General features: G+C 60.3%; 11 protein-coding genes. 8 read left to right on the forward strand and 3 right to left on the reverse strand.

The features are described from left to right. The first annotated feature begins 33 nt into the window (after positions 1-33). From BLS87_RS03690 to BLS87_RS03725, 8 genes are all read left to right on the forward strand, one after another. Complete coding sequence (locus BLS87_RS03690; RefSeq protein WP_074750375.1) at positions 34-1,056, forward strand: zinc-dependent alcohol dehydrogenase family protein; 1,023 nt, start codon at positions 34-36, stop codon at positions 1,054-1,056. Between the two features lie 668 nt (positions 1,057-1,724). Next, positions 1,725-3,230: a hypothetical protein gene (locus tag BLS87_RS03695; RefSeq protein WP_074750377.1), complete on the forward strand. Its 1,506-nt coding sequence runs from the start codon at positions 1,725-1,727 to the stop codon at positions 3,228-3,230. A gap of 102 nt (positions 3,231-3,332) precedes the next feature. Then, a complete protein-coding gene (locus tag BLS87_RS03700; RefSeq protein ID WP_074750379.1) occupies positions 3,333-4,730 on the forward strand; it encodes an aminotransferase class I/II-fold pyridoxal phosphate-dependent enzyme in 1,398 nt (465 codons plus the stop codon). A gap of 142 nt (positions 4,731-4,872) precedes the next feature. Then, entirely contained in the window at positions 4,873-7,161 is a 2,289-nt protein-coding gene (locus tag BLS87_RS03705; protein ID WP_074751340.1) for an ATP-dependent DNA helicase, read from the forward strand. A 173-nt stretch (positions 7,162-7,334) separates the two neighbouring features. Beyond that, positions 7,335-8,981, forward strand: coding sequence for a phosphoglucomutase (alpha-D-glucose-1,6-bisphosphate-dependent) (gene pgm, locus BLS87_RS03710; RefSeq protein WP_074750381.1), 1,647 nt, complete (start codon positions 7,335-7,337; stop codon positions 8,979-8,981). A 201-nt stretch (positions 8,982-9,182) separates the two neighbouring features. Then, positions 9,183-9,446 (forward strand): DUF6021 family protein, encoded by a 264-nt coding sequence (locus BLS87_RS03715; protein ID WP_074750382.1) that lies wholly within the window; start codon positions 9,183-9,185, stop codon positions 9,444-9,446. A gap of 172 nt (positions 9,447-9,618) precedes the next feature. Beyond that, complete coding sequence (locus BLS87_RS03720) at positions 9,619-9,954, forward strand: glycine zipper domain-containing protein (protein ID WP_074750383.1); 336 nt, start codon at positions 9,619-9,621, stop codon at positions 9,952-9,954. 225 nt (positions 9,955-10,179) lie between these two features. Then, entirely contained in the window at positions 10,180-10,380 is a 201-nt protein-coding gene (locus tag BLS87_RS03725) for a DUF2934 domain-containing protein (protein ID WP_074750385.1), read from the forward strand. 68 nt (positions 10,381-10,448) lie between these two features. Here BLS87_RS03725 and BLS87_RS03730 read toward each other — a convergent pair whose 3' ends face one another. The 3 genes from BLS87_RS03730 to mltA all read right to left on the reverse strand — a co-directional run bounded on the left by BLS87_RS03730 (position 10,449) and on the right by mltA (position 13,542). Further along, positions 10,449-10,904 (reverse strand): MarR family winged helix-turn-helix transcriptional regulator, encoded by a 456-nt coding sequence (locus tag BLS87_RS03730; RefSeq protein WP_208605133.1) that lies wholly within the window; start codon positions 10,902-10,904, stop codon positions 10,449-10,451. A gap of 157 nt (positions 10,905-11,061) precedes the next feature. Further along, positions 11,062-12,276, reverse strand: a complete 1,215-nt coding sequence (locus BLS87_RS03735) for an MFS transporter (protein WP_074750387.1) — start codon at positions 12,274-12,276, stop codon at positions 11,062-11,064. A 108-nt stretch (positions 12,277-12,384) separates the two neighbouring features. Continuing rightward, on the reverse strand, positions 12,385-13,542 hold the full coding sequence (gene mltA / locus BLS87_RS03740) for a murein transglycosylase A (RefSeq protein WP_074750389.1): 1,158 nt from the start codon (positions 13,540-13,542) through the stop codon (positions 12,385-12,387). Positions 13,543-13,742 lie beyond the last annotated feature (200 nt).

Below are 13,742 nucleotides of genomic sequence, written 5' to 3' on the forward strand. Positions count from 1 at the left end.
CATGGCATCAAGGTTCATAAGGCGAGGTTCGAAATGTCCCGCACGATCCGTTTTCATCAGTTTGGCCCGGCCGAGGTGCTCAAGGTAGAAGAGCAGCAAGCCGCGTTGCCAGCACCCGGAGAGGTGCAGATACGCGTCCAGGCGATCGGTGTGACCTGGTACGACGTGCTGTGGCGACAAAATCTGGCTTCATCCCAAGCTCGGCTGCCTGCCGGTCTGGGTTCTGAAATGGCCGGCGTGGTGACTGCCGTCGGTGACGGTGTGGCCGATCTGAAAGTGGGCGACAAGGTGGCCAGCTTTCCGTCCGCTGACCCTAACGTACACCCGGTGTATGGCGAGCTGATCACGTTGCCGCACACCTCTGTTACCCGTTATCCGGATGTACTGACGCCTAATGAAGCGGCCGTTCACTACACCCCGATGCTGGTGGCGTACTTCGCATTCGTGGAACTGGCCCGTGCCAAGCCTGGCCAGACCGCGTTGGTCACTGACGCCAGCCATTGCGCAGGTCCTGCGTTTCTGCAACTGGGCAAGGCGCTGGGCATCAAGGTCATTGCGGCGACCAAGACCGAGTCGTGCCGTGAATACCTGTTGAAAATGGGCGCGGACAAAGTGGTGGTCACCGAGGAGCAGGACCTGCTCATGGCGATCAACAAATACACTGACAACCGTGGCGTGGACATCGTCCTTGACGGCCTGGGTGGCCCGCAGATGTCGATGTTGGGCGACGTATTGGCGCCTCGTGGCAGTCTGATCCTTTATGGTCTGCAAGGCGGGAATCAGACTCCGTTCCCGGCGTGCGCGGCGTTCCAGAAAAACATTCAGTTCTTCGTTCACTGTGTCGGCAATTTCACCGGCAAGCCTGAACTGGGCATCAAGCAGGACGAAGAAGCGGTTAAACGTGCACTGCGTGACATCAACCAGATGACCGCTGATCGGGTTCTGGTGCCGCAGATTACCAAGGTGTTTTCGTTCGATCAGATCGTTGACGCGCATCGCATGATGGATGGCTGCCCGGTGGGTGGTCGTGTGGTGGTGGAAGTCGAGCCTGCCTGAGCGCTATTCACCGCGCTCAGCTGACTGTTCGACGCCTTTTGCCGGGCGTCGAGTGGGAGATCCGGTCACCGTTCAGAGGTGTCTGCCTTCGCTGTCATTTACCGGCCACGCAATACCCGACAAAGCCTTCCTGAAACTTCAGGAAGGCTTTTTTGTTTATGCAATGGTTATTAATAAACGCGGTCGGCGGTGAGCAGTCTGTTGTGATGTCTGGCGTTTGAACGCGTCAGCGCCGATACGTTAAACCGTTCTGTTTAAAAGACAGCAAAGTTTATTCTTTGACTGACAGGCAATACGTCATTGATCTGTACCTTGTAATTGTTTTTCAGATACCGATAATGAGGCGATCATTGATACTCAAGGAACGAGTCATGCCTCATGCATTACCGTGGCCGGTTGTTTTGCCGTGCCGAACACCCGTCCTCGCGGACGCATACTCCCTGTCCGGCCCCATTCCAATCCCCATCTGCAGGTGCGAAAGGGCTGCAGCATCAATCTTTCGTGGACAAGGTCCCAGTATGACTTTGCTCCCAAGCCGTTGTTGACGGTCACTGCACGGGAGGCTGTTGTTACATAACAACAATGACAAAGTATCGACTCTGATAGTACGACGCGTGTCGTAGCCGAATCGATGTGTTCGCTGTACTGGGTTATTCAGGTGTTGAAGTATGGGTTCTATTCACGAGCAGGCCATGAACTATGTCTATCAACAAGTGCTGCAACGCTTGTTGAGTTATTTCAATCGCGCAGAGCGCACCGCGCTGCAATTACTGATTCAACGCTTGATCGTCGCCGCCGGCGGTATCGAGAACATCGGCACCTATAAAGTATTGGTGGCGTTCAGTGGCGGTAAAGACAGCGCCTACACCGTGGCGCTGATGCGTGCCGCGCAGTTGAGCATCGCCGGCCGGGCACCCGCGACGTTCAATCTGCGGGTCGCCAATATGCGCCACGCGGGGATGACGTCGGCGGTCATGGCCAACATTCATCGCTGCTACTCCGCGCTGTTTCTGCACGACGATCCACGGGTCGAGTTGCTGGTCGTCGATCATCAGTATGTACAGGCGTTTGAGCCTGACCTGCCATTTTCCAGTGCGGGGCGGGAGCAGAACCGCTCTGACATGCTGCTCGGTGGACACCTGACCGCAGGCGATGCGAGAACGACGTTCTGCAACAGTTGTTATCTGGGAATGGCCGAGTTCCTTGGCCGTGCCGCCTGCTGGGGCGACGGCGTGGATGCTGTGCTCAGTGGTGACTCGCTCAAGGAGCAGAAGCAGTACGCGACCTGGATCATGCGCCTGGCACGCCATGAAGGGCAGGCGGTCGAGAATTGGCACACGCTGGGGTTCATGACCGCGTTGAACACCATCGACAGTGTGGGGCGCGCGTACTACCGGGAACTTTACGGCGAAGAAACGCAACCCGCCGGGTTCATGCTGCGACCGCTCGGGTATCCGAACAAGCCCGTTGCGCCTGCGTTTCTGACGGTGGCCGACCTGATCGGGTTCCGGCTTGAGGAACACTGGGCGTTGCTCACGGATTTCCTGGGGTTTCGTTTCGACGATCTGGCCTTCAGTTTCAGTGAGTCGGACTGCGCCAACCCGTTGCTGATGGCCCACATGCGAGGCCTCAAGGCGCAATTTGTGCAGGGTCGCGCGTACGCCGATGGCATTGCCGAGTACCTGGAACTGGCGGCCGAGATGATGCGCCGTAAGCGCATGCCCAGGCGCCTGATCGACCAGGCGCTGGCAGCTTACGATCATCCCGACAAGCTCGAGGAGCGCCGTGCGCTGGCGGCGGGCTACGCGCAGGAGGCCTTTGGCCTGAGCGAGGCGCAACTGGTGTGCCTGATGTTCGCACCCTTCGTCGACGCGGGAGCACAACTGGAAGCGTTCTTACGGGTGTGTCACCCCGGGATGCTGGTGGCACTCGCGGACCTGCACAGGGCGCTGTCGGGGCATTCGGCGCCGGATCAGGTCATTCAATGGCTGGTGGATGTCAGCGGGTTGAGTCTCAAAGGGCTGCAAAACCTGTACGAAAAACGTCGTGTGGACTTCAGCGACGACAGCTCGATCATCGCGCGGGTACGAGCCAGTGACCCGGACAAGGGCCACGTGATGACGGTCGATCTGCACACCGGCGAAGCGGTCTCGGAGCTGATCTCGGGGCGTTGAGCATGTCCTTTCACACGCCGGGCGCGCGAGCCTGCATTCAACCGCTGCCCGGTGCTTTTCTGTCATTGACCCTGCGCCTTGCGCATGGATGGGGTGTGTCCAATGAATAACAACAAGACCGATTTTGCCTACCAGATGGTGTACCGCTACCTGTCGAGGCTGACCAATGAGCTGCCCGAAGGCCCGGCAGTCAAGTTGCCGTCGCTGCGGTTGCTGGCCCGCCGACTGCGGGTGTCCATTTCCACCGTACAGAACGCTTACTCATTACTGGAAAAAGAGGGCCGCATCTGCTCGGTGCCCAAGTCCGGCTATTACGCCTTGCCCCAGCCGTGCAACGACATCCATTGCGAAGGAGACGATGTGCTCGAACGCTATCAGGCGAGCGCCCGCCGCTCGGACATGTTTGTTTTCGGCGCCGATGAGCCGACGCTGCTTCAGTCTCTGGACGGCGCCTTGTTGAACCTTGAGCGCGACCTTATGCGCCATTACCCTTGTCAGCCCGATCCGCGCTTTCAACCGTTCGGCGACATCGAACTGCGTACCGCACTGGCGGCGTCCTACACCTCATCCACCGAACGCTGCTGGCACCCGGACAACGTGTTTATCGGCCCGGACAAGACCGGTGTGTTGAAGACCGTTCTGAAAGCCCTTCAACTCCGTGACAGCGCGGTGCTGGTCGAATCACCGTGCGGCTGGAGCGTCCTGCGTACGCTGCAATCCTTTGGCATTCGGGTGATCGAGTGGTGCGCGAATCCCGAGGGTGTGGTCGACACCGATGAGCTGAGCGGATTGTTGCGCCACGGCGAGATCAAAATGGCGATTCTGTCGTCGCGCATGGACCCTGTTCGCGGGCGCGTCATGGCACTGGATCAGCGTCAGCGGCTGGCGCAGGTGCTGAACCGGCATGGGCTCTGGGTGCTGGAAAACGACAGCCAGGGCGGGCTGTGTTTTGACGGGCAGGTCGAGCCGCTGCACAACTTCATCGACCCTGAGCGGCTGATGATTCTCGGGGCGTTCGACAAGACGATCGGTCTTGAAGCGCCTTTCGGTTACCTGTTGAGCCGCCATTCGCGGCCCCTCTGGCATCAGCAGATGCTGCTGCGCTCGTTTCGTCTGCCGCCGATCAGACAGAAAGCCATCGCACGTTTATACAGCTCCGGCCAGTTGGACCGTCATCTGCAGGGCTTGCGCATCAGCCTTCAGGATCGGACCACCCAATTAGGCATGATGATCGAACATTACCTGGGTGACGACGTACGTTTCGAGCGCCCCGGTGGCGGCGCGACGCTCTGGCTGGACAGCGCGCACCGCGTCGACATGACGCGGGTGTTCGAGCGCTTGCTGGATCAACGTATCGTCATCGCGCCCGGGGAGCTGTTCAGCGTGCGCGGTCTGCATCAGCAAAGCCTGTGCCTGAGTGGCGCGGCGGACTGGAGCCAGAACATCGAATCGATGCTGGTGATCATCAGGAATGCGCTGATGCAGGAACGTTTGGTGTAGCGCTCCGCCGATCCGTTTTGTTTGCCAGAGACGGCATACAGCTGTTATCTGTATGCCTGTCCAGTATTCAACCTTCGGCCAGCTTTAGTTCGTGACCTCTATTCTCCCGTTCGACCCCGGTTCCGGCCCTCAGGCGAGTGCACTGCCCACCGCTGCGCCGAGCCCTGTTGTCGACCCGCAAGCCGGGTATACCGTCGCCGTGCGGGCGCTGTGCGAGTTCACTGCCAAGGCCGGGGATCTTGATCTGCGCTTCACACCATCACCCACCGCGCTGGAAGGCATCGCCGGGCATCGCACGGTCGCCGCGCGCCGGGGCCCGCAGTATCAGCCCGAAGTGGCCGTCAGCGGTGTCTACCATGAATTGACCGTGCGGGGCAGGGCAGACGGCTATGACGCCGCGCTCAATCAGCTGGAAGAAATCAAGACCTACCGTGGCGACCTTGAGGCAATGCCCGACAACCATCGGCAGCTGCACTGGGCGCAGGCCAAGGTCTACGGCTGGCTGATCTGTCAGCAATTACAGTTGCCTGAGGTGAACGTTGCGCTGGTCTATTTCAATATCGTCAGCGAGCAGGAGACGGTGATTCGCGAGCGGTATTCAGCGGCGCAACTCCAGACGTTTTACGAGGCGCAATGCGAGATTTTCCTGCGGTGGGCGCGGCAGGAAATGGCTCACCTTCAGGAGCGCAATCAGGCGCTGACGGAACTCAGGTTTCCGCATTCCGAGTTTCGCAGCGGGCAACGGGTATTGGCCGAGTCGGTCTATAAGGCTGTCAGCACCGGGCGCTGTCTCATGGCGCAGGCACCGACCGGCATCGGCAAGACCATCGGTACCGTGTTTCCGATGCTCAAGGCCGCGCCAAGTCAGAAGCTGGACAAGGTGTTTTTTCTGACCGCCAAAACCCCGGGCCGCAAGCTGGCGCTCGACGCGTTGAGCGTGATCGGTCGAAGCGCGCCGCAGCTCACGCTGCGCGTGCTGGAAATGGTCGCGCGGGAAAAGGCCTGCGAGTACCCGAACAATGCCTGCAACGGTGACGCCTGCCCGCTGGCCAAAGGGTTTTATGATCGGCTCCCGGCCGCGCGCAGCGAAGCGTTGATCTCGCCCTGGCTGGATCAGGCAGGTCTTCGTGATGTCGCCTTGCGGCATCAGGTCTGTCCGTATTACCTGAGCCAGGAGCTGGCGCGATGGGCGGACGTGGTCATCGCCGATTACAACTATTACTTCGACCTCAACGCCTTGTTGTTCGGGCTTTGCCAGTTCAACCAGTGGCGCGTTGCGGTGCTGGTGGACGAGGCCCACAACATGGTCGAGCGCGCCCGTCAGATGTACAGCGCCGGTCTCGATCAGCACGCGATGAACCTGGTGCGACAGGTGGCGCCGGAGCCATTGAAGAAATCCCTGCAACGGGTCAATCGCGAATGGAACGCGCTGCACAAGGATCAGGTCGCGCCGTACCAGGCGTACTCCGGTATGCCCGAGAAGTTTCTCGCCAGCCTCGCGCTGTGCGTCGCGGCGTTCGGCGATTACTTCAATGACTATCCGCAGGCGGCGAATGGCGAGCTGCAGCGTTTCTATTTTGACGCCATTCAGTTCGGGCGCATTGCCGAGCTGTTCGACACGCATTACCTGTTCGATATCAGTAAACGTGAATCCGGCAAAAAAGCCCTGTCGCGGTTGACCCTGCGCAACGTAGTGCCAGCGGGATTCCTGCGCCCGCGCCTGACCGCAGCACGCAGCACGGTGATGTTTTCTGCCACGCTTAACCCTCGTCACTACTACCGTGACTTGCTGGGTTTGCCGGATAACACGGTGTGGGTTGACGTCGAGTCGCCGTTCCAGCGCTCGCAGCTGGACGTGCACATCGTCAGTCGCATTTCCACGCGTTATACCCATCGCCAGGCCTCGCTTGGGCCGATCGTCGCGTTGATGGCCGAGCAGTTTCAGGCGCGGCCGGGCAACTACCTGGCGTTTTTCAGCAGTTTCGATTATTTGCAGCAAGTGGCCGACTTGATGGCGGCAACCCATCCGCACGTTCCGATGTGGGAGCAGTCACGCGGGATGGCCGAGGCCGATCGGCAGGCCTTCCTCGACCGATTCACGCCGGACAGCCAAGGCATCGGTTTTGCGGTCCTGGGCGGTGCCTTCGGTGAAGGGATCGACCTTCCAGGCGCCCGCTTGATCGGCGCGTTCATCGCGACGCTGGGGCTGGCGCAGATCAACCCCGTCAACGAGCAACTTAAACACCGCATGAGCCTGTTGTTCGGCGCCGGTTACGACTACACCTATCTTTACCCCGGCATGCAGAAAGTGGTGCAGGCAGCAGGGAGGGTGATTCGTGGGCAGGACGATCGCGGTGTGGTGATGCTGATCGACGACCGTTTTGCCGAGCGCAAGATTCAGCAATTGTTGCCCGCCTGGTGGCAACTTTGAGTGCGCTCTGCTAATTGTCTCAAGCGTTTACGGATCGATAGCCGAGCAGGGCGGTCCAACTGCCAGTAAACTGCCGCGCTACAGCTGTTTTCAGGCTTTTTTCGCTTGGCCGAGCATCTTTTATTTTTCGTCAGTCATGACTAATCACGGTTTTCCATCCACGGAGGTTTCGCATGAGTATCAGTCCATTCGCAGGCAAACTGGCGCCTGCAGAATTGCTGGTCGATCTTCCTCGTCTGGTGACGGCGTATTACACCGGTCAGCCGGACGCGTCGGTTGCCACCCAGAAGGTTTCGTTTGGTACGTCAGGCCACCGTGGCAGCTCGTTTGACCTGAGTTTCAACGAGTGGCATGTGCTGGCAATCAGTCAGGCCATCTGCCTGTATCGCCAGGCGAACGGTATCGACGGCCCACTGTTTCTCGGTGCCGACACCCACGCGTTGTCAACGCCTGCCGCTGCATCGGCACTGGAGGTGCTGGCCGCCAACGGTGTCAACGTGATGATTTCCGAGGGTGACGAGTACACGCCGACGCCCGCCGTGTCCCACGCCATCATTTGTTATAACCGTGGTCGCACAACGGGCCTTGCGGACGGCATCGTCATCACGCCGTCGCACAACCCGCCGGAAAGTGGCGGCTTTAAATACAACCCTACCAATGGCGGTCCGGCCGATTCCCACATCACCAAGTGGATCGAAAACAAGGCCAACGAGCTGCTCGCTGAGAACATCGCCGGCGTGAATCGCGTGACCCTGGAAAAGGCGCTGCGCGCCAACACCACCCACCGCCATGACTACCTCAATACGTACGTCGCCGACCTGAAAAACGTCATTGACATGGACGCGATCCGTGGCGCCAACCTGCGTCTGGGCGTCGATCCGCTGGGCGGCGCGGGTGTGCGCTACTGGTCGGCAATCGGTGAGCACTACGGCCTGAACCTGGAGGTGGTGAACAAGTTCGTCGACCCGACTTTCCGCTTCATGAGCGTCGACTGGGACGGCAAGATCCGCATGGACCCGTCGTCGAATTTCGCCATGCAGGGCCTGATCGGTCTCAAGGACCGTTTTCAGGTGGCGTTCGCCTGCGACCCGGACCACGACCGCCATGGCATCGTGACCCCCACCGGTGGCTTGCTAGCGCCGAACAACTACCTGGCGGTGTCCATCGACTACCTGTTCCAGAACCGCCCCGACTGGCGCGCCGACGCGGCAGTGGGCAAGACCGTGGTCAGCAGCGGCATGATCGACCGCGTGACCCAGCGTCTGGGTCGTCGCTTGTACGAAGTGCCGGTGGGCTTCAAGTTCTTCGCTGAAGGCTTGTACGACGGCTCGCTGGGCTTTGGCGGCGAGGAAAGCGCGGGTGCATCGTTCCTGCGCCGTGACGGTACGGTCTGGACCACGGACAAGGATGGCTTGATCCCGGCATTGCTGGCGGCGGAAATCCGCGCTCGCAAGGGGCGTGATCCGAGCGAAATGTACAAGGCGCTGACCGATGAGTTGGGCGAGCCGGTGTCGACCCGCGTCGAGGCCAAGGCCAACTTTGAGCAGAAGGCGTTGCTGAGCAAGCTGTCGCCGGAGCAGGTGACCTCGACGGAACTGGCGGGCGAGAAGATCACCGCCATCCTGAGCAAGGCGCCGGGCAACGATCAGGCGATTGGTGGTTTGAAGGTCATGACCGAGAACGGCTGGTTCGCGGCGCGTCCTTCGGGCACTGAAGACATCTACAAGATCTATGCCGAGAGCTTCAAGGGCGAGGAACACCTCAAGCGCCTTGTGGCCGAGGCGCAGGTCCTTGTCGACGGTGCGATAGCGCCAAAATAAGTCCGTCTCCGGCACCGGTTTCCCGGTGTCTGGCGCAGGTCGGGGGTGGCGTTTATCGTGCGCCATCGTCGACTTGCGTAACCTTGCGTCACTGCTCGCAGCGGCATTTACCACCGCTCGTCCATCTCCCGGCACTCCTGATTTCCTCACGCATCCCAACTCTACGTGTGATTACCGCGCGCATTGACGAGGAGAGTCGAGATGGAGATGAATCACAACGCACCCGGCAATATTTCCCAGAAGGGCGTCAACAGCGAAGCCGACAACGAAACCGGCTTTGACTCGAGGGCCCAGGGCGTGGCCGGTCGACCCGACGACGGGGATGAAGAACTGGGTTTCGATCCTGAGTCGCCCGATGTCTCGGATCCCGCTGTTGACCCTTTGCATCCTGCCCGAACCAGCAATGACCCCGATCCGTCTGCGGACGATCACGAGAAAACCACCTCCGGTCCTGGCGCTCGTTAATCCGGACTGTCGTCTGCGAGCCCGGCATGGTGTCGGGTTTGCGGACAGAGTGTCTGACGGCGCTCGCGGCGGCCGGTTTTGCCGCGATCAATTCGTTTGTCTGTTTCGTTCGGAACGAATTGAATCGAGCTTCGGTCAACCCATTTCGATACCCTGAATTCGGAAAGCCTATATGAACCAGACGATCAACAAACTGACCGACACCTTGAGCGAAGATTTGTATGAGAAGACCCGCGCTCAGTTGAATACGTTTCTCGACGAAACCAACGCGTTGCTGGCTGCAGGCGATGCGTTGCAAGAAGATCGCACGGCACTGGCACACGAGCGTCTGGCCGAGTTTCTCAAAGGCTCTGCGGCGGCTGTGATCGATACGGAAGGGCTGCCGCCGGTCACTCGGGTGTTGAACGATGCCAAGCAATATGTAAAAGCCAATCCGTGGATGGCGATTGGCGCAGCGGCGGGGGTTGGTCTGCTCGTCAGCGTCTTGCTGAAACGTAACCATCGTTGAGGAGGACTCTTCGTGAAGCGCCATCGCGGAATCTCAACGATGCGCAGAGAACCTGGGGGTAGGTTCTCGCTTGCCAGTGCTTATAAACGCTCTGAGAGCCTGTCCGTGCTCTCCGCTCATTACCGACTGGTCTGCGGTTCATCATCGGGACATCGGGTCGATACGGATCTTGAGGTGTATCCGGGGCTGGGGAGTGGTCGGCAGCGATACGAAAGGGGGACCTGCATGAATGTCGACGAAGAGACTGTTCGTCAACTGGCTCAATTGATATGGGAAACCGAAGGCCAGCCAGAGGGGCAGGACGCGCGACACTGGGAGATGGCGACCAAACTTGCCGAATCGGCTGCCATGGCCCCAGTGCGTACGTCTCATCGGGCCACGGTCAATACGCTGTTTCCGGCGCCGGATGAGGAGCCGGAGGGTTAGTCGGTAGGTATCGCCACCAAGCGGGGCATCTGACCTGATGACCTGACGACCGGCTTGCACCAGGCCGGTCAGGTTTCGCTCGACTGCAGTTCGTCAAGCAGCGACCGGGCGAACTCTTCAGAGGCGATGAAGTCCAGCGCTTCACGCAGCTTGACGGTTTCCTCCACGCCAAACGTCTTGTCGAATACCTGAGACACGCGTTCGGAAATCTTGCGGGCTTCGGCGTATTTCTGCTGACCCGCTTCTGTCAGCAAGACGCGACGGCTGCGACGATCGGATTCGTCGACTTGCAGCGCTATCAGGCCATCGCGGACCAGCGGTTTAAGGGTGTGGCCCAAGGCAGAAAGGTCCATGACCAATACTTGAGCCAGATCACGCATCTTCGGCTGTTCGCTGCGCGCGATTTGCGACAGCAACGAATACTGGGTGGCCTTCAAACCACAGGCCAGGAAGGCCTCATCGTAGATTTGACCCAAGCGGCGAGAGGCCCGGCGCACTGAGCCATTGGCGCAGCTGCTGGCCATGGCGGGATCTGAACAGGTCGTCGCGTGTTTCAAAGCCTTGTTACTCACTGCGGACAAAGACAGGCGGAATTATGCCTGCCCAGCCAATCGGGACAAGGTTTTTTCGGCCAGCCGGTTGATGACAGGGTGTCGCAGCCGTGTCAGGCGGCACCTTTAATCAAGCCTGGTTTGCCGCGTCGGACGTAAAGCGCAACGCTGCTCGCCGGGCATCGGTAACCGCCCAATACCACATTCCCAGTCCGCCCAGTGTCAGCGCTGCAGCGGCGTAGCCGGTGGCCGGCAAGCCAAAACCGGCGGCGATGACGATTCCGCCGACCCAAGGCCCGATGGCATTGGCGAGGTTGAATGCACTCTGCACCAACGCACCGGCCAGTGATTGAGCGTGGGGGGCGACGTCCATCAGGCGGGTCTGCAGGATCGCCGCCAGCCCCACGCCGCAACCGATGAAGAATACCAGTGGGATCAGGAGCCACAGGTTGTCCGTGGACGAGGGGTAAAGGGCGAGCACCAGTGCCGTGAAGCCCAGCGAAATACCGGCGGCGCGCATAGTGGCGCGATCCGCCGCCCAGCCGCACACCAGGTTACCGACCGTCGTGCCCAGGCCGAACACGGCCATGACCACGGGAATCATCAAGTCTGACGCGTGGGTGACTTCGATCAGCGTCGCGGCCAGGTAGGTGTAAACGCAAAAAATGCCACCGAAACCGATACCCGCGATGCCCAGCGTCAGCCACACCTGCCGGGAGCGCAGCGCATTGAGTTCGCGCAACGGGCTGGCATCGGCTTGCGCAGGTGAGGCCGGCGCCAGGCTGCGAATCAGCAACGCGGTGATTGCCGCCAGCACTGCGACGATGGCCATGCCCCAGCGCCAACCGACTGTCTGGCCGATCCACGTGGCGAATGGCACGCCGATGATGGTCGCGATGGTCAGCCCCATGAATACGCGCGACACCGCCTGTGCTCGCTGGTTTTTAGGGACCAGCGAGGCGGCGAGAAGCATGGCGACACCGAAGTAAGCCCCATGTGGGAAGCCACTGAGAAACCGGAAGAACACCAGCCATGGCAGGCTCGGTGCGACCGCGCTCAGGGCATTGGCGACGCCGATGAACGCCGCGAGCCCCACCAGCAATGCCCGGCGTGGCAGCCTCACGCCCAGCACCATGATCACCGGAGAGCCAACGACCACCCCCAGTGCGTAGGCGCTGATGGCATGTCCGGTCAGCGGTTGAGTGGTCTGGAAGTCGTTCGCAATGAACGGCAGCAGCGTCATGGACGCGAATTCGGTGGTGCCAATCGCGAACGCGCCCATGGCCAGCGCGAACAGCAGCCAGCCCATATGAAATTCATCGGAGGTGTTGGAAGGGGTATTCATCTGAAAACTGACGTAAGAATGAAGGAAGGCGAGCGTCCTGTTATACCTGAAACCGGTTTCAGATCAACCCGGAACCTGGATTGCAAACGGAACGCTGCCCGGAACCGATCATTGCTTGGGTTTCGCGTTAGGCAACGCTACGCCCTTGGGCCACAACATCCAGATCTGTCCCTGTTGCTTCATGTTGCCCGCCAGTTCGCCTGCGGCATCGCCGGTGCCCCAGAACATGTCGGCGCGGACTTCGCCGGCGATGGCGCCGCCGGTGTCTTGCGCGGCAACGGGCCGAACCAGCGGCGTGCCATCAGGGCGGGTGGAAGACAACCACAACAGGCTGCCCAGTGGAATCACCTTGCGGTCGATGGCCACGCTGTAACCGGCGGTCAGAGGAACGTTGAGCGACCCGCGAGGGCCTTCGTTGCTGTCAGGGCGCAGGGTGAAGAACACGTAGCTCGGGTTGCTGCCCAACAGTTCATGGACGCGCTCGGGGTGGGCAATGGCCCAGTCACGAATCCTGCCCATCGACACTTCGTCCTTGGTCAGCTGGCCTTGTTCCACCAGCCAGCGACCGACGGGTTTGTACGGATGGCCGTTCTGGTCGGCGTAGGCGATGCGCAGTTGCCGACCGCTGTCGAGTTGCACCCGGCCCGACCCCTGAATCTGAAGGAATTGCAGGTCAATGGGGTTTTCCAGCCAAGCGAGTACAGGGGCGTTGACGCCTTTCTCGCCAATGGTCGCGGCGTCGTCGTAAGGGCGCAGGACCCGGCCGTCCAGACGACCTCGCAGGCGCTTGCCTTTGAGTTCCGGGTAGATGCTGTCGAGATTGACGATAATCAGGTCATCAGGCACGCCATAGATCGCGACGGGATGCTGATCGTTTTGTTGCTCGCTGCCTTTATAAATGGGCTCGTAATACCCGGTGATCAGGCCGTTGGCGCCATGCTCCGACGACCGCAGGCTATAGACTTGCAGCTGGTTCTTGAGAAACTCGCGGACGGCGGCAGGATTGGGTTGCACCTGCGCGGCCGTGGCACAGGTGGGGCCCCAGACCGGGTCTTTGGCCAGACGCTTGCACGCTGAAAACCAGCTGTTGTAGCCCGCCATCAAGTCCTGGTCGCTGACAACAGGCAGCTTGTCCCATTCCACGCTGACGTACGTCGTGGCCTCGGACGGTTTGGTTTTGGGCGCGCCACCGTCGCAGGCAGCGAGCAGGGCGATCAGCGGAGCGAGGCAGAACAAAAAGCGGCGCCAGTGCAGGCTTGTGGTCATCACGCGGGGTGTTTCCTGAAAACAGAGTGAAGGCGGCTAGCTTGGTGAAAGGCGAGGGCGGCGTCAAATCTTCAAGCCGTCACGTGGCTGAATGTAATGAGTATTTATGGGTCTTTGAGCGGCATATCGTCCCCTTGTCGCACTTTTTGCCGATTTACGGCTCTATCCATGGCCAGGACGTGGCGATCCGCGCAACGTCC

Origin of the sequence: Pseudomonas abietaniphila (assembly GCF_900100795.1) — a bacterium.
Taxonomy (GTDB): domain Bacteria; phylum Pseudomonadota; class Gammaproteobacteria; order Pseudomonadales; family Pseudomonadaceae; genus Aquipseudomonas; species Aquipseudomonas abietaniphila.